This is a genomic window from Pseudarthrobacter sp. PvP004, from assembly GCF_017876035.1.
Lineage (GTDB): Bacteria > Actinomycetota > Actinomycetes > Actinomycetales > Micrococcaceae > Arthrobacter > Arthrobacter aurescens_A.
This window is the reverse complement of record NZ_JAGINL010000001.1, coordinates 1,726,935-1,744,743: the sequence shown is the minus strand read 5'-3', so window position 1 is coordinate 1,744,743 and position 17,809 is coordinate 1,726,935. Positions and strand designations below refer to the sequence as shown.

Annotated in this window: 22 protein-coding genes and 1 pseudogene; 3 read left to right on the top strand and 20 right to left on the bottom strand. The window is 61.3% G+C overall.

Features of this window, described 5'->3' with window-relative positions; translation table 11 throughout:
• Position 1: 1 nt before the first annotated feature.
• The 3 genes from J3A64_RS07930 to J3A64_RS07920 are packed head-to-tail and all read right to left on the bottom strand — an operon-like array spanning position 2 to position 3,052.
• Complete coding sequence (locus tag J3A64_RS07930; protein ID WP_014921613.1) at positions 2–1,003, bottom strand: tripartite tricarboxylate transporter substrate binding protein; 1,002 nt, start codon at positions 1,001–1,003, stop codon at positions 2–4.
• A gap of 40 nt (positions 1,004–1,043) precedes the next feature.
• Positions 1,044–2,546, bottom strand: coding sequence for a tripartite tricarboxylate transporter permease (locus J3A64_RS07925; protein ID WP_014921614.1), 1,503 nt, complete (start codon positions 2,544–2,546; stop codon positions 1,044–1,046).
• A 2-nt stretch (positions 2,547–2,548) separates the two neighbouring features.
• A complete protein-coding gene (locus J3A64_RS07920) occupies positions 2,549–3,052 on the bottom strand; it encodes a tripartite tricarboxylate transporter TctB family protein (protein WP_043470122.1) in 504 nt (167 codons plus the stop codon).
• A gap of 124 nt (positions 3,053–3,176) precedes the next feature.
• Between J3A64_RS07920 and J3A64_RS07915 the strand changes: the two genes are divergently transcribed.
• Positions 3,177–3,977: an IclR family transcriptional regulator gene (locus J3A64_RS07915; RefSeq protein ID WP_014921616.1), complete on the top strand. Its 801-nt coding sequence runs from the start codon at positions 3,177–3,179 to the stop codon at positions 3,975–3,977.
• A 123-nt stretch (positions 3,978–4,100) separates the two neighbouring features.
• Here the strand turns inward: J3A64_RS07915 and J3A64_RS07910 are convergent, their stop codons facing one another.
• The 17 genes from J3A64_RS07910 to J3A64_RS07830 all read right to left on the bottom strand — a co-directional run bounded on the left by J3A64_RS07910 (position 4,101) and on the right by J3A64_RS07830 (position 17,054).
• Positions 4,101–5,009, bottom strand: coding sequence for a carbohydrate ABC transporter permease (locus tag J3A64_RS07910; protein ID WP_210063991.1), 909 nt, complete (start codon positions 5,007–5,009; stop codon positions 4,101–4,103).
• Positions 5,010–5,021: 12 nt separating this feature from the next.
• Positions 5,022–5,972: a carbohydrate ABC transporter permease gene (locus tag J3A64_RS07905; RefSeq protein WP_014921618.1), complete on the bottom strand. Its 951-nt coding sequence runs from the start codon at positions 5,970–5,972 to the stop codon at positions 5,022–5,024.
• Between the two features lie 28 nt (positions 5,973–6,000).
• A complete protein-coding gene (locus J3A64_RS07900; RefSeq protein WP_210063990.1) occupies positions 6,001–6,948 on the bottom strand; it encodes a phosphodiesterase in 948 nt (315 codons plus the stop codon).
• Positions 6,949–6,964: 16 nt separating this feature from the next.
• A complete protein-coding gene (locus J3A64_RS07895) occupies positions 6,965–7,738 on the bottom strand; it encodes a tyrosine-protein phosphatase (RefSeq protein WP_210063989.1) in 774 nt (257 codons plus the stop codon).
• Positions 7,739–7,768: 30 nt separating this feature from the next.
• Entirely contained in the window at positions 7,769–9,127 is a 1,359-nt protein-coding gene (locus J3A64_RS07890; RefSeq protein WP_210063988.1) for an ABC transporter substrate-binding protein, read from the bottom strand.
• Positions 9,128–9,177: 50 nt separating this feature from the next.
• Positions 9,178–10,302, bottom strand: a complete 1,125-nt coding sequence (locus J3A64_RS07885) for an ABC transporter ATP-binding protein (RefSeq protein ID WP_307807175.1) — start codon at positions 10,300–10,302, stop codon at positions 9,178–9,180.
• 137 nt (positions 10,303–10,439) lie between these two features.
• The gene (locus J3A64_RS07880) at positions 10,440–11,345 is read right to left on the bottom strand and encodes a MurR/RpiR family transcriptional regulator (RefSeq protein WP_210063987.1); all 906 of its coding nucleotides are present in this window, start codon (positions 11,343–11,345) and stop codon (positions 10,440–10,442) included.
• Between the two features lie 462 nt (positions 11,346–11,807).
• On the bottom strand, positions 11,808–12,002 hold the full coding sequence (locus tag J3A64_RS07875) for a hypothetical protein (RefSeq protein ID WP_014921624.1): 195 nt from the start codon (positions 12,000–12,002) through the stop codon (positions 11,808–11,810).
• Between the two features lie 19 nt (positions 12,003–12,021).
• Entirely contained in the window at positions 12,022–12,312 is a 291-nt protein-coding gene (locus J3A64_RS07870; protein ID WP_307807174.1) for an ATP-binding cassette domain-containing protein, read from the bottom strand.
• Between the two features lie 24 nt (positions 12,313–12,336).
• Positions 12,337–12,807 carry a pyridoxamine 5'-phosphate oxidase family protein gene (locus J3A64_RS07865; protein WP_210063986.1) on the bottom strand — a complete coding sequence of 157 codons (471 nt, stop codon included), beginning with the start codon at positions 12,805–12,807 and terminating at the stop codon, positions 12,337–12,339.
• Positions 12,782–13,297 (bottom strand): hypothetical protein, encoded by a 516-nt coding sequence (locus J3A64_RS07860; protein ID WP_286176223.1) that lies wholly within the window; start codon positions 13,295–13,297, stop codon positions 12,782–12,784. Before J3A64_RS07860 ends, J3A64_RS07865 begins: the two co-directional genes overlap by 26 nt.
• Before the next feature lie 235 nt (positions 13,298–13,532).
• Positions 13,533–14,978, bottom strand: coding sequence for a DUF4389 domain-containing protein (locus tag J3A64_RS07855; protein WP_210063985.1), 1,446 nt, complete (start codon positions 14,976–14,978; stop codon positions 13,533–13,535).
• A gap of 2 nt (positions 14,979–14,980) precedes the next feature.
• Positions 14,981–15,274, bottom strand: a complete 294-nt coding sequence (locus J3A64_RS07850; RefSeq protein WP_210063984.1) for a hypothetical protein — start codon at positions 15,272–15,274, stop codon at positions 14,981–14,983.
• Complete coding sequence (locus J3A64_RS07845) at positions 15,271–15,813, bottom strand: ATP-binding cassette domain-containing protein (protein ID WP_210063983.1); 543 nt, start codon at positions 15,811–15,813, stop codon at positions 15,271–15,273. The genes J3A64_RS07850 and J3A64_RS07845 overlap by 4 nt, the downstream gene beginning before the upstream one ends.
• A 1-nt stretch (position 15,814) precedes the next feature.
• Positions 15,815–16,261, bottom strand: a complete 447-nt coding sequence (locus J3A64_RS07840) for a universal stress protein (RefSeq protein WP_014921631.1) — start codon at positions 16,259–16,261, stop codon at positions 15,815–15,817.
• Entirely contained in the window at positions 16,261–16,728 is a 468-nt protein-coding gene (locus J3A64_RS07835) for a flavodoxin domain-containing protein (RefSeq protein WP_210063982.1), read from the bottom strand. Before J3A64_RS07835 ends, J3A64_RS07840 begins: the two co-directional genes overlap by 1 nt.
• Entirely contained in the window at positions 16,725–17,054 is a 330-nt protein-coding gene (locus tag J3A64_RS07830; protein WP_014921633.1) for a DUF3040 domain-containing protein, read from the bottom strand. The genes J3A64_RS07835 and J3A64_RS07830 overlap by 4 nt, the downstream gene beginning before the upstream one ends.
• 87 nt (positions 17,055–17,141) lie before the next feature.
• Between J3A64_RS07830 and J3A64_RS07825 the strand changes: the two are divergent.
• Both J3A64_RS07825 and J3A64_RS23650 read left to right on the top strand, forming a co-directional pair.
• A pseudogene (locus J3A64_RS07825) lies at positions 17,142–17,249 on the top strand (PEP/pyruvate-binding domain-containing protein); the annotation flags it as partial.
• Between the two features lie 2 nt (positions 17,250–17,251).
• Complete coding sequence (locus J3A64_RS23650) at positions 17,252–17,788, top strand: YegP family protein (RefSeq protein ID WP_286176222.1); 537 nt, start codon at positions 17,252–17,254, stop codon at positions 17,786–17,788.
• The last annotated feature ends 21 nt before the right edge of the window (positions 17,789–17,809 follow it).

Below are 17,809 nucleotides of genomic sequence, written 5' to 3'. Positions count from 1 at the left end.
TTCAGTCGGCCTTCTGAACCAGCGGGAGGACCTTTTTGAAGTCTTCTTCCTGGCTTGCCCAGAATTCCTGGTAGTCCTTGCCGGTCAGGTAGCTGGTCTGGAGTCCGAGGTCTTCCATCTTCTGGACCACGGTGGGATCTTCGATTGCTTTTTGGATGGCAGCCTCCAGCTTGGTAGCCACAGCGTCCGGCAAGCCTGCCGGTGCTGAGTAGCCGCGAACGGTGCCCGCTTCGACGTCGTATCCGGATTCCTTGAACGTAGGCACGTCCGGAAGCGAGGGTGCGCGTTCGGCCGTCATGACGCCCAGTACCCGTGCTTTGCCCTGCTTGCTGAGGTCGGTGACGTCGCTGACGTTGGCCACCAGGATGTCCACGTGCTTCCCCAGGAATGCCGTGGTTGCCTGTGAGGCGCCTTCAGAGAAGTGCACGGGTGCAAACTCCGCGCCGGTGGTTTCCTGCAGTTGCGCCAGAGCGAAGTGCTCGCCGGTCTGCAAACCGGTAGTGCTGGCCGTCATGGACTTGGGTTCTGCCTTGGCAGCGTCCAGGAGTTCCTTCAGCGTCGTGTACTGGCTGTCCGGCTGGACGGCGATCACCGTGGGATCGATAACCTGCCGTCCCAGGGGCTGGAAACTGTCGCGGGTGTATTTCGCACCGCGGGCCGGGTCCAGGGGCGAGACGACCACGGACGGGGATCCTGTGGCGCCGATGGTGTAGCCGTCGGCCTTGGCGCTGGTGAGCTGCGTGTAGCCGATCTGTCCGCCGGCTCCCGGTTTGTTGACGACCTCAACGTTGGTACCAAGTTCCTTCTCCAGGATCGGCTGGACCAATCGGGCGGCGGTGTCCACGGCTCCTCCGGAGGAGAAGGAGACAATTAGTTCGATCGACTTTCCTTTCTTGGGGAAGTCGTCGCCTGCGTTGTTGGCGGCGCCGGGGTTGGAGCCGCAGCCGGTGAGCCCGATGAGGGCGGCAGCAGCGAAAGCTGCGGCGATGCGTGTGCGTGTCATGGTTCTTCTCCTTTGAAGGGGGATTACAAATGGGTGGTGTCTAGGTTTCCGGGTCTTCGTTGAGTGCTTTTGGCTTTCGGAGCTTGAGGAGCGGGCTCAGGATGATCAGGACGCCGATGCCGATCAGGACCACCGAGATGGGGCGGTTGACGAAGATGCCGAAGTCTCCTTGGGAGATTTCCAAGGACTCGCGAAGTGAGCGCTCCATAAGTGGTCCCAGCACGAGTGTCAGGACCATCGGAGCCAGCGGGATATCGAGGTGGCGCAGCGCCAGGCCCAGGAGGCCGAACCCGATCATGACGAAAACATCGAAGACGTTGAAGTTGATGGTGTAGGCGCCGATGACCATGAACAAGAGGATCAGTGCGGTGAGGATGGAGGCCGGTACCCGGAGAATTGACGTCCAAAGGCCCACCAAAGGGACGTTCAACAGGAGCAGCAGCAGGTTGCCGATGAAGAGGCTTGCAATGATGGCCCACGCAATTTCCGAGTGCTCGGTGAAGAGGGTCGGCCCCGGGGTTAGTCCTTGTTGGAGGAAGGCGCCCATCAAGACGGCAATCGTGGGGGAGGCGGGAATGCCCAAGGTGAACAACGGGATAAGGGCAGCGTTGGCGTGGGCGTTGTTGGCGGTTTCCGGTCCGGCGACACCTTCGATGGCGCCCTTGCCCAGCTCGTTGCGGTGCTTGGAGAACTTCTTTTCGGCCCCGTAGGCCAGCAGTGAGGAAACGGATCCTGTCATGCCTGGGATGAGGCCAAGCCCGAATCCGATGCCTGTTCCGCGTGCCATGGATGGTGCGCTGCGGCGCCATTCGGTGCCGGTCGGAAGCAAGGAACGCATCCCAGGTGCGTGTACGGCAGCAGCTTTGGAGTCTTTGCGGTAGGACAGTATTTCGGAGAGGCCAAAGACGCCTACGATCACGGCTACGAAGCTCACGCCGTCCAACAGGTTGTCCGAGCCGAAGGTAAAGCGGGGCGCGCCGGCCACGGGGTCGATGCCCACCATGGAGATCAGCAGGCCCAAGCCACCGGAGATAAGAGCTTTGACCATGGATTTCCCGGCCAATGCGACAAGAAGGGAGATTCCAACCACCATGAGCGCGAAGAACTCCGGAGGGCCGACCAGCAGTCCTAACTCACCTAAGGGTTTTGCGGCTGCCACCAAGCCGAGGGTTGCGATGGTTCCACCAACAAAGGACCCGACGGCGGCGATGGTCAGTGCCGCTCCAGCTTTGCCAATCTTGGTCATGGCGTAGCCGTCAATCGTGGTGATTGCTGAGGCGGCCTCGCCGGGTGTGTTCAGCAGGACGCTGGTGATGGTTCCGCCGTACGCTGTGCCGTAGAAAATGGCACACAGCATGATAATCGCCCCAGTCGCGTCGAGGTTCATGGTGAGGGGGATCAGCAAAGCGACGCCTGCCACGGGGCCGATTCCGGGCAGCACGCCGATGATGGTGCCGAGCAGGCAGCCCAGGAAGGCGAAGATCAGGTTCTGCCAGGTCAACGCGGAAGCGAATCCGTTGGCCAGTTCGTTGAGGGTATCCACGGTTAGAGTCCGATCGAGTTCAGGACGGAAATTGCGGCGGTGGGCAGGGCCACGTTGAGGCCGTAGTTGAAGGCGTAGAACGCTCCTACACTGCCGGCGAGGGCAATGATCAGCGATGACACCCATCCGCGGCGGCTTCGTATTTTCAGGTGGTACATCAGAAAGAGGAACATGCTCAGCTGAAAGCCGATCAGGTCCATGACTGCGGCCAGGAGCGCAAGGCTGACGACGACGGCGATCACCAGCCCTCGGTCAACTCCCTGCGGGGTTTCGCTTGGCTGCCGCAATTCCTGAACCAGCCAGATCGCTGACATGGCTACCAGTAGCCCGCCCATCGCGAAGGGAAACATCCCGGGGCCCGGGCCCAGGGAAGTCCATAGGCCTAAGTCGATAGAGCTGACCAAGACATAGACCCCCACTAAGACGAAGGCCCCGATGCCCGCCAGCACGGTGGGAGCAACACGTGTCCCGCGCTGGGGCTTGGTCATAACTGACTCCGTTGTCATTGGTTTTTCCTTCATACATTCCGTGGTCATTCATTTCATAGAATGAAAGAACATTGCGTCTGAAGAAATAGTGACAGGAGCCACATGTGATGTCAAGCGCAAGAAAATTACATAGGATGAAACAATGACCGTCAGCTCAACACACTCCGCCGGTTCCGCCGAAGATGGCCCCAAGGCGGCAAACATGCGTTCCCTTTCGAGGGCCTTGGAGGTGTTTGCAGAACTGCAGCGCGCTGAGCGGCCTCAGCGGCTTAGTGACCTCGCTAGGACCTGCGGCATGAGTCTGCCCACGACGCTCAGAATCCTCCGTGTCCTCCAGGATTTCGGCATGGTCAGCCAGACTGACAAGACCTATCGCGTCGGGCCGGCGGTTCTTCCTGCGGCCCGCAGCTTCCTGGAAAACGATCCGTTAGTAGTTGCGGCACGGCCCATTCTGCAGCAGGTTGCCACACAGACGGCCCGGACAGCGTCTCTCTACACTCGGCTTGGCTTCGAGCGGATTTTGGTGGCACGTGTGGATGGTGACTCGCCACTCCGGTATGACCTTCCCTTGGGTAAGAGGCTGCCTCTTACCGTGGGTGCCGCGGGAAAAATCCTGTTGGCCTCGGCTTCCGCGGAGGAACTGCAACAGGTTGCCGTGGCCGCCTCCGCATCGGGCCACGAAAGTGCTGGGTTTACCGCCGACGAGCTACGGGCACGACTGCCCGGTCCGGGCGAAGATTTCGCGTATTCCGCCGACGAGCGCGCCACGGGCGTACTCTCCGTCGCGGTGGCTGTTCCCAACAGGGCTGGCCGTGCGAGTGAATCCATCGCCCTGACGAGCCCCGTTGAGACGGCCACTGAAGCCGAGCTTAAGGCCAGCGTCCCGGAACTGCGACGTGCCGCTGCGCGCTTGTCGGAGCTCCTGATGGGCTCGGTGTATTAGCTATCGGGGATTCGTCCACCGAAAGCAATTTATGCGTGCAGTCGCGGCCAGAGGGACTACGACGGCGGTGGGCCACAGCGTGCGTGGCCCACCTCGTGTTGGGGATGTGCGGGTTGGGTGTTCCTATTTGAGTCCTGATCTGACGAATGCGTCCACGACGTAGCGCTGCAGGAAAATGTAGATCAGGAAGATTGGCAGGCACGCCAAGGCCGAGGCGGCCATGACGGCGCCCCAGTTGTTTCCTTCGGCGCCGAGGAAGCCACGGATTCCTACTTGGATCAGGGCATCGGATTTTTGCATGATCAGGGACGGCCAGAGGTATTCGTTCCATGCGCTGATGAACAGCATGATGCCCAGTGCTGCCAGCGCAGGCCGGAGGTTCGGGATCACCACTTCCCAGAGGGTCCGCCATGATGAGCGGCCGTCCATCTGGCTGGCGTCGAGCAGGTCCTTGGGGAAGGCTTCAAGGTGTTGCCGGAGCATCATCACGGCGAAGGCCGAACACAGCTGGGGGAGTACTACTCCGGTGATGGTGTTCAGCAGCCCCATTTGAGAGACCAGCAGGTAATTGGGAATCATTGTGACCTGGAACGGGACCAGCCATGATCCGACGAAGAGCAGGTACAAGGCCTTCTTGCCCACAAAGTTCCAGCGGGCGAAGCCGTAGGAGGCAAGGATTGCCACGAGCAGTTGGCACACCGCCAGAACAAGTGCCATGCCGAAGGTGTTTGCCATCATCCCAACAATAGGAAGCGTCTCCACCACGTACTCAAAGTTCTCCAGGCTGAACGGGACCGGGAAAGGATTGGTTGACAGCGAATCCGCCGCGGGGCGGAATGCGGTGACGAACATCCAGTAGACGGGGAAAATCGAAGCCGCCGCCAGCACCAGAAGCAGTGCATGGCTGGGGGCCGCAGACCAGGCCACCCACCGGGGGATGTTCCGCGCCTTGGAGTCATCTGCGCGACCCGTCACAGACGCCGCGGTCAAGGGACCGGGTTGGGCCGGTGGGGCAATCGCAACGAAGGTCATAGGGATCCCTTCCTAGTTGTCGTAAAAGCTGAGGCGTTCGGAAAGCTCCACAAAGAGAAGGGCAATCAGCCCGAACCCCGCGAAGAAGAGCATTCCGGCGGCTGATGAGAGACCGGCGTCGAAATTCCTGAAACCGAACTGGTACAGCAGGTAGTAAATGTTCGTGGAGGAGTTACCCGGGCCGCCCTGGGTCACGAGGTCAATGATCGGATAGGTCCATTGCGCGGAAAGCAGGATGGTCATCAAGGCCAGGAAGACCAAGCTGGGTGAGAGCAGTGGAATGATGATCCGCCACGTGATCTGGCGGCTGTTGGCGCCGTCGATGGAAGCGGCCGCGGCGTAGTCGGGGCTGATACCAGCCAGCCCTGCAGAGACCACCAGAACGCCGAATCCCAGCATCTGCCAGCCAACAATGACGATCACGGACATCATGGACCCATCAGGATCGCGGAACACATTGCCCATCGGGACGCCGAGGGCTGCCGCGATGGCAGGGATGGTTCCGCCTTCGGGAGCAAAAAGCCATCGCCAGATGGCGCTGGTGGCCACCGGAGTGATGAGGAAAGGCACGAAGATCAAGGCCTGATAGGCGGTGCGTGCCTTGCCCTGCACTTTGCGGGAGAGCAGGGCAAACACCAGCGGCAATGCAACGGAGATCCCCAGGAACGCCAGGATGTACAGGCCCGTGTTCAGCAGGGCTTGGTGCAATTCAGGCAGGCTCAGCACCTTCGCGTACTTCTCGACGCCGACGAATTGTTTGGGACGTGTGGGAATCAGGTTCCAGTCATGGAAGGAAAGGTTAAGGGTCTGTCCCAAAGGCCAGTACGTCCACACAAGGAGAAGGACGACGGCCGGAAGGACATAGAGATAAGGGTTCCAAGCGCGGCCGGTGCGGTGCATGACCCGACCGGCCGACGCGCCGGCAGCGACGGGCGCTGCCGGCGGGGCGGTTTCTACAAACATGGTGCGTGTCTTCCTCTAGTGGGCAGGACTAGCGGGCCGTCCCGGCAAAATTGGCATCTGCCGGTGCGGGTTCGACGTCGGGCACATAGTCTGCGCGCATGGCCGCGGTTGCATCTTCCAAGCTCATCTTCTGATAGGCGGCCATCTGCTCGGCGGAAACGCTGTACACCGTGGAAAATTCGCCGATCGGAACCACGGAGTTCAGCACCCGGTCCTGGTAGAGGTGGACAAGGTTGAACGCCTGGGCGCCGTTCTGTCCGCGCATGGTGTCGCGGGGAACGTTGAGATCCTGGGTGTAACAGGTAGCTGATGCAACCGAGACGGGGACGCCGGCGAAGGTGGAGAAAGTGGAGTAGTGCAGGTGGCCGGCCAGGATACCTCGGACGTCCGTGCCTTCGATGACCTTCTCGAAGCGGCTCTGCTCACGAAGTTCCACCATGGCCATGATTTCCAGAGGGCTGGGAACCGGCGGGTGGTGCAGGGCGATGAGTGTGCCGTGCGGTGCCGGGGTGGCCAGAACGTTGGCCAGCCACTCGAGTTGTTCGTCGGAGATCTCGCCATGGTGCAGTCCCGGGACGGTGGAGTCCAAGGCGATGATCCTCAGTCCGTTCACGTCGTGGACCATGTCCACGGATTCCTGGCCTGCATCGGAGCCGAGCAGCCCGGCACGGAACGCTGCGCGTTCGTCGTGGTTGCCCATGACCCAGATGATTTTTGCTCCGAGCTCTTCGGCAACCGGTTCAACGATGTTGCGCAGGCGGACGTAAGCGTCGGGGCGGCCGGTGTCGGCGAGGTCGCCGGTGAAAACCATCGCTTCTGGTTTGACCTGTGCTTTGACGAAGTCACGGAAAAGTTGGCGGAGGTTCTCGTCGCTGTCAACGCTGCCGTGCAAAAGGTCGTCGTCGGCGACGAAGTGGGTGTCGCTGATATGCAGGATGAAGTGCTCGGGGGCCGGGTGCTGAGCTTCGTTAGTCATGGTGTTCTCCTAGGTATCAGTTGGTGGTGGGGACGGTCAGGACATCGGTAAGGCGTTGGAGATCGGCCTCAGTGAAACCGTGAGTGGTGAGCAGGCCCCTCGCGCTGCCGAAATTGTCTTCAACGAGGTCGATCGTGGTGCCCAGGACTGCCGCCGGACTGGCGGAGATGATCTCGTGAAGGCGCTCGCCGACGGCACCCAGGCCCGGGTGGCTTTGGACGGCGGCCACCATTTTCTCGCTCCATTCGCCCGCAAGGTTGGTCTCGGTGGCTTCGTAGTCGCGGATTACCAGGTTCCGGTCGACGCCTGCTGCGAGCATGGCCAGGGCGATCACCACACCGGTCCGGTCTTTACCTGCTGTGCAGTGCACCAGGACAGGGGCAGTTCCGGAGTCGGCGATCAGCCTCACAGCGTCTGCAAGGCGTTGGGCGTGCAGGCTGATCATCAGTGCGTAGATGTTCTGGAGGGTGATCGATTCGGCAGCCCCCGGGACTTTTCCGGCGTCGAAGATCGGATGGTGTCGAACTTCGATGGGAAGCCCGTCCAGGCGGCTGGGGGAGTGGTCCAACTCGGTCTGGTCCCGCAGGTCGATGACCATGCCGATGCCCAATTGTGCCAGCTGGTTGCGACCGGCGTCGGTCAGTGCATGCAGGCCGTCAGAGCGGAAGAGTTTGCCGTCGCGGATGGTTCGGCCTGCTGCCGTGGGGTAGCCGCCGGTGCTGCGGAAGTTGTAGGTGCCTTCAACGTTGAGCGGCTCGTTGGCTGTTGCGGGGATCAATTCCCCGGACATGGTGGTCACAGTATGTCTTTCTGTATGTGGTTAGCGGGGGAGCAGGTCCTGGGCGCGGCGCGCGGCTTCGGACATAGTGGATTTGGGGTCCTTGCCGTAGTAGACGACGTCCTCGATGGCGGTGGCCAGAATGTCGTCGACCTGGACATAGCTGTTGCCGGGGTAGGAAACCCAGGGCTGGAGACGATCGAGTTGGGCAAGGTTCGGGGCCAGCAGGGGGTTCTTCTGTGCCCAGTCGTACAAGACCCCGCCTTTCTCGGTGAGGGATGGGCGCAGCGGCAGGTAGCCGATCTTGCTGGAAATCTCTTCGTACGCGTGATCGCTGGTCATGAACTTGATCAGTTCCCAGGACGCGCGTTGCTTGGCGGGGTCCTGGCTCAGGATGAAGAGGGCAGAACCGGAGTTCGTGGGAACGGAGGGCTTGTCCCCGAAGCCGGGCATTCCGGCTGCCTTGAGTTGCCAGCCTGTCTTGGCGGCGCTGGACATGAACATGCCTTGCATCGCCGAGGTGGTGAGCTGGAGAGCTGTCTCTCCCTTGGCGAAGCCTTCGTACATGCTGCTTGAGTCACTGTTCCGGAGGACGCCGGCCTTGTTCAACTCGGCCAGCTTCTCCACCGTGTCTACTGCGGCGTCGGCGCCGAAGCCGATGGTCTTCCGGTCAGCTGAGAGCACCTCGGCGCCGTTGGATTTGAAGACACCTTGCATGCACCAGTTGCCGCCCTTGACGGAGCACGAAATGTCCAGCGAGGGCTTGCCGGTCTTGGCGGTGACCGCTTTGGCCACTGCCAGCACCTTGTCCCAGGTGGAGAGATCGGTGTCGGCAGGGAGTCCCGCTGCCTCAAGCTGGGTTGCGTTGTAGAACAGGACGGGGGTGGAGAAAACGTAGGGGATGCCGTAGGTCTTGCCGTTCCAGTCGGCGAGTGTCTTTGCGTTCTCGTGGAAGGGGTTTTCACCGTTCAGGTGCGTGTCCACCGCTTCCTTTCCCACGAGGTCACTGATCGGCTGGGCACCCAGTTGGGTGGCGGCGAAGTCGAGGGTATCGAAGGTGAGCTGGGCGACGTCGGGTGCCTTCCCGGCAAGCAGCTGTGTCTGGACGCTGCTGACAGTGTTGGATCCGACGGCCCCGCCGCCTTGGGGAGCTTGAGCGGTGACGTGGATGTTGGGGTGTGCCTTTTCGAAGTCTGCGACGAGACCCTTGACGGTGTCCGTCCAGACGCCCGCTTGGGCGAGGTTGTAACTCTCGAAGGTGATTTCTACTTGCTGGTCGTTTGTGAGTTCGGGGATTTTTGCGGCGACGGAGCTGGCCTGGGTTGTACCGCCGCAGGCACTGAGGGTCAGTGCGGCTGTGCCGGCCACGATGGCGAGGGCAAGGGAACGGAGGGTTAGCACGGGTTTCCTTCTGGTGTTGGGGAGGACGGGTCGGGATAGTGCTTAGGGATTCAGGGGACTGATGCCGGAATGGGCGCGGGCTGCCACTCCAGTCGGCGGCCGCTTGCTCGGTCGAAGAGATGCAGGCGGTCGGCGTCGGCGCTGAGGATCACGGCGCTGCCGTGCTCCCAGTGTTCGTCGCGTGGTGCCCGCACTGCCACGCGCTTGGAGCCGACGCGACAGTAGATGATCTGCTCGCTGCCGAGGTTTTCGGATAGTTCGACGACGCCGCGGAGCGCGGCTCCGGCGGTCGGCGCGGCAGCGGCAGAGGCGGGTGCATTGATGGTGAGGTGTTCGGGGCGAATGCCGAGGACAATGTCCTGTTGGGGTGTGTCGCCGGGCCAGAGGACCGCCTCAATGGATGGGCCCATCACGGTGACGAGACCGCCACTGGTGCCCAATCCGGCGTCGAGCAGGTTGGTGGCAGGGGACCCGAGAAAACCGGCGGCGAAAATGGAAGCCGGTTTGTCGTAGAGCTCTTCCGGGGTACCCAGCTGTTCCAATTCCCCGCCGTTGAGCAGGGCGATCTTGGTGGCCATGGTCATGGCTTCCACTTGGTCGTGGGTCACGTAGATGAACGTGGCACCCAGGCGCCGGTGGAGCCCTGCCAATTCCTGACGGGTGGCCGTCCGGAGTTTAGCGTCAAGGTTTGATAGGGGCTCGTCCATGAGGAAGGCCTTCGGTTCCCGGACCAGGGCGCGGGCCACCGCTACCCGCTGGCGTTGTCCACCAGAGAGCTCGCGGGGCTTGCGGTCCAGCAGATGGCCGATCTCCACCATCTCAGCAACGGATTCGACGCGCTCCTTGATGAGCTGCTTGTCGGTCCGCCGCACAGTCAAGGGAAAGGCGAGGTTCTTGGCCACGCTCAGGTGCGGGTACAGGGCGTAGCTTTGGAAAACCATCGCCAGGTCACGCTTCTTCGACGGGACGGTGGTGATGTCCCGCCCATCCAGCTCAAGCGTCCCCGACGTCGGGTCCAACAGTCCTGCGATCATGCGCAGCAGGGTGGTCTTGCCGCAACCGCTAGGGCCGAGAAGGACCAGGAATTCACCGTCTTCGACGGTGAGCGAAATATTCTTTACAGCCGTCACGTCCTTGAACGAACGTGAGAGCTGGTTGAGCACTAGTTGGCCCACAGGCACCTCCGGGAAACTGTATTTCCTCAATCGATTTGTTGAGGAAACGTTCTACCCCTGAAGAGTGGGGGCCGCAGATTAACGAGTGGTGCTCATTTCGTAAACAGCGCTGGAGGCAAACAGAAACTTCTGCCTCCTTACACGGCGGGCGGCTCCGGTTCCTCGCCGATAATGTGAAGGACCTCCTCGAAGACGGCTGACCGTGCCTGATCGACCTCCGGGGAGTCGCCCGTGACGCCGGCGTGAAGCGCGGAGAGGACCAGCATCTGAACGATGTTTCCGATGGGGAGCTGGTCCTGCCAGTAATGGAATTCCGCGCCAGCCACGAGCGCGTGCGTGGAGATTTCGGCCAGGGTCGAGCGTGCATAACTTGTCACCCCGATGACAGTGGCTCCCTTCTCCAAAGCGATGCGTGCTCCGCCCAGGGTGAAGCCATTCAGGCCGCTGTCGCTGATCGCGATGCAGACATCATCCGGACCCAGCAACTTCGCTGTGATGTGTTGGGAGACGACGTCGTCCGGCGCCTCGCAAATCACCCCACTTCCCAGGAAGCGCAGAGCCAGGGACTTGGCTGGGGCAAGTGAAGCGCCATTGGCCACCACGAGCAGCCGCTTGGCTGACCGGACAGCATCGACGGCGGCCCCGAAGGACTCGAAGTCCAGCGAAGCCAGTGCGCCACGGATATCGTGTGAGGCACGCGAGAAGATACCCGAGATGAGATGTTCGGGAGTTCCCGGTGTCCCCGTGGCTCCCCATCCTTCCTGGTCCGCATTGTCGCGGGCAGCAGCGCCCAGGTCCCGCAACAGGACCTGCCGCAGGTGCTGAAAACCGTCGAACCCCATGCGCTTGCAGGCCCGCACGATCGTGGCCGGTGACGTACCGGTTGCGGCCACGAGGTCGGCCACGGACATTGTCGCGACGGATTCGGGGGAGTCGAGGCAGAACTGGGCAACCCGCTGCTCGCTGGGTACCAACGAAGGAAAGATCGACATGATGTGGGCTCGGGAGCCGCCCAGCGGCGGCTCCGCCTTGTACGGGTTCATCCGGCTTTCATATCAGATTCATTTGAACAACGTGGTACACCGTGGTGAGTGGAGGTTGCAACGAGGTGCTGCGTCGCCGCATGATCTGCTGCGTATTTGGGCGTTTTCTTGTCAGCGGCCTTACTACCAAGGGCCTGCGAGACAATAATCAACTGGCCGCATTTCCCAGGCCCAGAAGTGTTCGTGGTCATCGCGTTGTGGCACGGTATGTTTGGCGGCTTCTTCGGCTTTCTGGTGGGGGTAGGGCAAGGCTCCAAGGTACTTCTCCAGCTGGCGCAGCGTGCGGACAGTGCGGGCTGGCCTCGGCCGTGCCGTATGTACTGGAAATGCGGGTCTTACGTACGCTTCCGGAATCGACGTTCTCGATACTCATGTGTCTGGCACCGGCGGCAGCTGCCGAAGCGGGCCCAACCCGAGCGCGGGTATCCCGGATGCTCAGGCTGGGCCGACAAGCCTTTCTGGCTAATTCTCGTGGCGGTGGAACATCACGAACCACTGTCCCTCTTGGCAGACCTCGTCTTTCTGGTTCTTGACCTGAACGTCGAAAGTAACGATGCCCCGGTCCGTTTTGGATTTCGAGGCCCGGACCTCAGCGACGGTTTGTTCGACACGAATGGTGTCACCAATGCGCACAGCGCCGACGAGCTTCCAGTTCATGGCAGGTTCTCGCGTGCCGTCAGATCCGGATAGATGGCGAGCTCTTGGGGACCAGCCCCAGGTTGCGTTTTGCGGCTACACTCCCTGGGTCCATCCGGATACCGGCCACGTCCACTGATCCGGAATCGGCAGGGATCAGACCGGCAACCATGCTGATGATGGTGGTCTTTCCGGCACCCTTCGGGCCAAGGAAGCCGTAAGTCTCACCGGGGCGGATGGCGAAAGAGACGTCCTCGACGGCGGTTAGGTTACCGAATTTCTTGACGAGCCGGTCTGCTGACAAGACTGTTCCGGTGCGAGGCGGTGCCACCTGATTCTTCGAGGGCGCACCGCGCTATTCCAAGCCGGCCCGTGTTGCGTCGTTGAGTGGAGTTTGAAGCGACATTGGTGCTGAAAGGTCGAATCGTCTCCCGGTTACCGAGGCTGGAACAATTCTGAAGAGGTGGTCCTGACCCACTCCCTGCCACGGGGAAAGGGCGCGCCTGATCTCATCAAGTCGAGGGCCTTCGGACCCTGCGTCCTCAACTGTGCCTTTCACAACCACACTCCACGCAATTCCGAATTCGGCACTGACGGAGTCGGCCTCGATGGCTACCACGGCGTCATCCTCCATGGCCCACTGTTTGGTTCCCGGTCCGGTCCTGAAAACCACAGTGTTGTTACCCACCGCGAAGTTCACGGGAAAGATGTCAGGGTGGCCGTCGACGATCACAGAAAGCCGCCCAACGTTGGCCTCGCCAAGGAGCCTCCAACAATCGTCCGATTCAAGTACTTCTGCCTCAGGCACTATGTTTTCGTCGGTCATGGGGAGATCCTACGGCCGGTTCCCGGCCCTCAACAGGGCCCAAAGGCCCGAGTAGTTCCGCAAAGCTTGCCGTCCGCTCCGGGGAGGCGACACCCAGCAAAAGCAAGAGCAATCCTACTTCCGCCAAGGCAGCACTAAAGTAGACCGCTTGCAATGCACTGAACGGGATCAGTGCCATTTGAACGAATATCCACACGAGGATGGAATATCCCGCCGTGGCGGCCGCCATGGATGCCAATCCACGTCGACGGAGGAGCAGGACGAAGGCCACCGTGTGCGTGCCCCCTACGATGACGGCCAGCAGAAGCCCCGGGACCAGGTAGCTGCTGAACGGCGACCCGCCCAGGTATTCCACCGGTAGCTGGACTTCGGGCGGCAAAACGCTCTTGTCCACCCCCGGCCATGACCCCCAGACCATGACCAAGCCGCCGGCAATCGATGTCACCGCTACCAACGCTTGCACGGTCAGAAGCATCACTCGAATCATCATTCCTCCTAAATGATGGTGTGTCGAAAACGTTTGTCAGCAGCCACTGCCACGGAAGCAACTACACCGACACGCCGACGTCGTCGTTAGCGCTCCTCGAACCCCCTGCGGCTCCGCTGCGATCAACAGTGTCAGCCCCGCGGCGAGCACCGCCATGGCTGCCAAGCCACGACGGCGACCGCTCGCCGTCGTGCGCTTCTTCGCGGCGTCAAGGCTACTGCTGTTGTGTGGCCGTCGTTCACGGCTGGTTGGCCCTTCCGTCAGCGTTCGTGGGCTGCAGTGGTTCGGGATCGAACGCACCCTGGTCAAGGCGGAACGGCGGATATTCGTCGCGGAGGAGGGCCCCGTAGATGAGCACGCGGTAGACCCATCGGTTGATGCCCATGATGAAGGCGAACAGGGGGCGCGGATAGCTGCCGGTGAACAACAGGATTATCAGGGCGATGAGGACCAGCAGACCCAGCAAGGACAGTCCTCCGCCGCGATCGTTGATCACGCCGGCGGGTCCGTCCTGGGTTCTCCAAGCCCACGTCGCCGTCCCCGTGAATGCTGCCACGATCAACAAGTGCGGTATGAGCAGTAACCAGGACTTTACAAGAACCAGGCCCCGCGACAGGCGCGGCGGATAATCCACCTCAACGTTCGCCGGATAGTCCGTGCGGGAGAGACTGAACGGCGGATATTGATCGGTCCCGCCCACGCCGTAAGCGTAGAAGGCCACGCGCCAGTTCCATCGGAGGACGCCCACATTGAAATGGAAGAGGGACAACGGGTAGCGGCCCGTGAAGAGGATGGCGAACCAGGCAATGATGCTGGTGACAGCGAACGCGAACCAGAGAAACAACAGCACGAAGAAATGGGGGATGGCGAGGAACCATTTCACCAGCCACATCCAGGGCGACAGAGCGGGGTCCAGTTGGCCGGTGAAATGAAGCGGTGAACTCATGGCCCTTGCCGGTGCGGGGCCTTGTGCTGCCGCGGATGTCGAAGGGGGCTGCCCGGGCGATCCTCCGGCACGGCCCAGACCTACGGCGCCCAGCACCAACAGAGGCACGCCGATAAGGATGGCCAGCACGCCGGCGAACAGCAGGCCCATTGCGGCGGGCTTGATGAGGTCCGAACGGAAACCGGCTTGCAGATCTGCGGAGACCCCGCCGCTGGCGTCAGCGTTCATCACCACAACCGTCCAATTACCGGGGGCGATGTTCCACGTGAGCTCCTGCTCACCAGGGCCGGAGGCTGATGCTGCCCAGAACTGCTGCGCCCCGGGCGCTGCGGGGGGCGATGATCCTGGAACATCCCTGTAGACAGGCCGGAAGGGTTGGAATTTCACTTCACGCAGCTCGGTGTGATGTACGCCGGCGAGGTACCCGTCCACCTCGTTTTGGGGTGCAATGCCGATGAAAACTTCACGGCCGGCCTCCGTCGCAGTGGCCCGGAGCCTGAGGGTTCCGACGTCGAAGGGAAGCCTTTCGGGGGTGCCCTCGCCCACAGCATCGAGTTGGGGGGAGACCAATGCGCGGGACGAAACCGTGTACCGCTCTGTTGGGGAGGTGAAGAAGGCTCCGTCGTCTTGGGAAGAGGCTAGCCATGCCGCTGCCGCACCCGCCGCTGCCATAGTGACGCCGAGCAAGGAAAGAACTATGCCCACAACAAGAAGGACGATATGACCTGGCTTTTTCATGGCTAGAGTTCTTTTCGGTTGAAGATCAGGGAAGCAACCCCGAGGGCTGCGGCAGCGGCAATCGTGGCTGCGATCCCGGGTACGCCTGCCGGCCCGAAGGTCGCGATGGTGACGAACCACGTGGTGAGGGTCCCCAAGGCAAACACGACCGTGATTAACATGGCGTGCATGAATGGCTTGATGATGATGGTGAAAAGGACGATTTGTGAGAGGTTCTTTTTCCACTGCCCCCAGATCCGCCACGTCCGGAAGATTTTCTGGCCTTCCTTGGACGTCAGGACTGAGAAAGTGCTCACTGGTTCCCCTTTCCGACAAGCTCCAGGAAGACCTCTTCATGACCCGATTCAGCGTTTTCCATGCGAATGAGACCCGTATCCTGCCTGCTGATCGGGAGGGGGATTTCCCGCTGCGCGGTTGCTGTATCCGAGACCCGGACTTCTTCGCCTCGCGGTCGGGACTGGACTGATATCGCCCAGTCCTGTTGTCCGAGGACTCCGGCAAGGGCTTCCGCACCCTCGCACGCGGGGTGATCCGGTAAGTAGCTTATGCCGTCACGGATCGACGGCGTGCTCGTCGTCGCGTCTTCGCCCAGAAGCCGCAATGAACCCGAACTCGCCCGGGAAAGTCCGCTCATGACACGGAGCAATGTGGTTTCGCCAGCCCCGTTCAACCTTAGGAAACCGAAGACGGAACCCGCGGGCACCCTCAGGTTCATGGCGTTGAGCGCATGATAGTTCCCGTATGTCTTGATCAGCGCCACCGCCTCGATTACAGCAGGCGCGCCGGCCGCCGGTCGCCCTGGAGCTGAGGGGACGGACATCTGCCCGGTGGTCATCTCATTGACCCTTTTCGGGGGAGTGGACCACCAGAACCGGGCAGTGCGCGTGCGCGACGCAGGCCGAACTGACCGAACCAAGGAGGAGTCCGCCAAATCCACCGTGACCGCGCCGGCCTACTACAAGTAGTGACGCATGTTTGCTGCCTTCAACAAGCCCTGCCCGGGGCGAACGTTGAACGAGGCGGGAACTGACGTTCCTGGGCTTGTCAGTACCGAAAGCCTCGGCCACTGCCTTGTCGAGTCGCTCCTCGGCATCATGGGCAAAGCCGTCTACACCCATGGCCAGGTATCCCTCATATCCCAGTGGCATCTCCCAGCACCCCCACGCTTCAAGTGGTGCGTCGAGCGCCATGGCAATGCGCTGTCCTTGCCGAAGTGCCTCCACCGATGCTTCGGACCCGTCCACGCCGACAATGATCTTGCTCGGATCAAGCCACCCGGCCATCACGCACTCCTCCGGGTTCCATAGGCTTTGGCATTTGCCAGGAGTTCTTCAGCCCACGCAGCTGCGCGGGAGGTCTCTCCGTCAAGCAGGGGGCCCTCGGTTCCTTTCACGTAGAAAGCCATGGGTTTGGCAACAATGCTGGCTCCGGCGTCTTTTAAGGTTTTCGTGATCTTCTTGGCCGCATCACCGTGGATGAACAACTTGACCCTCGTATCAAAGCCGGCAGCAACCACTCCGGACAGCCCACGGCTGCCAAGGCGGGACAGGGCCTCCATTGTCTTCTGTGTGGGACGCCAACCATTGATGGGGCTTCCCACCACCAACAGGTCACCGACGGAGATATCTTCGGATCGGAGTTGTCCGACGGGCAACACTTTCGCGTTGAGCGAGCTGAGGCCCTGTGCAATGGCCTCAGCGATTGACTTCGTGTTGCCGAAGCCGGAATCATAAACGACGAGTGCTTTCATGACTGTTCCTTCTTGTTCTCGTGGGCGTTTGTCCGGGAACGCGGCTTCCCGCGAAGAGGGCGGTCACCTATAAAAACGGTTGCCAAGTACGTTCCTCCGCCCATGATGAGGAAACCCAGCACACCCAGTGCCAGACTGCCCAACGGGAAACTCACCAGCAGCAATCCGAGCCCGGCAAGAGCAGCGAGGCCGCCTCGCTTTATGCCCTTCCAGCGGCGCCGATTCATCTCGTCGAAGCTCATCAGTGCTGCCAGCCTGGGGTCCTCCTCCAGGAGCGCCTGTGAAATCTTCTCCAGTTCGAGCCGTTCGAACTCCGAAAGAGCCATGGTGTGCCTCCTGCCTTCCCTCCCAGCATGTGTGGTGCCGGAATCAGGAAACAGGGCCGAAAGTCACTAAGCATTGCCGGGCAATAGGAGGCATTCCTGAACGTTTCGGGCGAGAACGCGCGCCTGGACGCTTGCCGGCATAGCTTTGCATCGCTTTTCACTGATCGCGCTATCAGCTACCGGTGCACCCGCGGCTCTTGACAGGGTTTCTTGCCACCCGCTGGGGGTTGGATGCGGTCGATCTCGCGCTTGAGCAAAAGTGGGGCATCATGCTCTGCCTGAACGGCACCGACATCACCGATGTGCCCCTGGCATCGGCTTTGGGGAATCTGTTGACCGTTCTTCTGGAGGCTCGCTTTAAGGAAGCAGAAGCGGGACTTCCGGCCCTTACGACGGATCTCTGTTTGCGGGCATGCTCATGGAAGGCATGGGGGATCGATGATGCCGTGATCAGCAAGTGCAGAAGGGGCGGGCCCATGAACGGGATCTTTGAGCTTTTTACGGACGGCCAGGCCAATGTCCGGTTCCGGCTGGTGGACTCCGAGGGGCGGGAACTCGCAGTCTCGTGCTCATACGTAGACAAGGACTCCGCGGTGCAGGGCATCTCCCATGTCCGTGAGTGTGCAGGGATGGGCTTGGTCCAGGACCATTGTTCGCCTATGACGCCAGCCGACACGAAACCTGCAGGCAGCCGGGTTCCTGCGAATGGGCGGATGAGCAGGGCTGCCGAATGAAGATCGAACACATTTCTGAGA

Bases quoted from the DNA above. Each gene is read 5' to 3' on its own strand.
- J3A64_RS07860 (WP_286176223.1), bottom strand. From the start codon at position 13,297: ATGATGATTCGAGTGATGCTTCTGACCGTGCAAGCGTTGGTAGCGGTG.
- J3A64_RS07900 (WP_210063990.1), bottom strand. From the start codon at position 6,948: ATGACTAACGAAGCTCAGCACCCGGCCCCCGAGCACTTCATCCTGCAT.
- J3A64_RS07835 (WP_210063982.1), bottom strand. From the start codon at position 16,728: ATGAAAGCACTCGTCGTTTATGATTCCGGCTTCGGCAACACGAAGTCA.
- J3A64_RS07905 (WP_014921618.1), bottom strand. From the start codon at position 5,972: ATGTTTGTAGAAACCGCCCCGCCGGCAGCGCCCGTCGCTGCCGGCGCG.
- J3A64_RS07880 (WP_210063987.1), bottom strand. From the start codon at position 11,345: ATGAACCCGTACAAGGCGGAGCCGCCGCTGGGCGGCTCCCGAGCCCAC.
- J3A64_RS07830 (WP_014921633.1), bottom strand. From the start codon at position 17,054: ATGGCTCTTTCGGAGTTCGAACGGCTCGAACTGGAGAAGATTTCACAG.
- J3A64_RS07930 (WP_014921613.1), bottom strand. From the start codon at position 1,003: ATGACACGCACACGCATCGCCGCAGCTTTCGCTGCTGCCGCCCTCATC.
- J3A64_RS07840 (WP_014921631.1), bottom strand. From the start codon at position 16,261: ATGGCCGGGTGGCTTGATCCGAGCAAGATCATTGTCGGCGTGGACGGG.
- J3A64_RS07895 (WP_210063989.1), bottom strand. From the start codon at position 7,738: ATGTCCGGGGAATTGATCCCCGCAACAGCCAACGAGCCGCTCAACGTT.
- J3A64_RS07875 (WP_014921624.1), bottom strand. From the start codon at position 12,002: ATGAACTGGAAGCTCGTCGGCGCTGTGCGCATTGGTGACACCATTCGT.
- J3A64_RS07915 (WP_014921616.1), top strand. From the start codon at position 3,177: ATGACCGTCAGCTCAACACACTCCGCCGGTTCCGCCGAAGATGGCCCC.
- J3A64_RS07910 (WP_210063991.1), bottom strand. From the start codon at position 5,009: ATGACCTTCGTTGCGATTGCCCCACCGGCCCAACCCGGTCCCTTGACC.
- J3A64_RS07920 (WP_043470122.1), bottom strand. From the start codon at position 3,052: ATGACAACGGAGTCAGTTATGACCAAGCCCCAGCGCGGGACACGTGTT.
- J3A64_RS07845 (WP_210063983.1), bottom strand. From the start codon at position 15,813: ATGACCACCGGGCAGATGTCCGTCCCCTCAGCTCCAGGGCGACCGGCG.
- J3A64_RS07855 (WP_210063985.1), bottom strand. From the start codon at position 14,978: ATGAAAAAGCCAGGTCATATCGTCCTTCTTGTTGTGGGCATAGTTCTT.
- J3A64_RS07865 (WP_210063986.1), bottom strand. From the start codon at position 12,807: ATGACCGACGAAAACATAGTGCCTGAGGCAGAAGTACTTGAATCGGAC.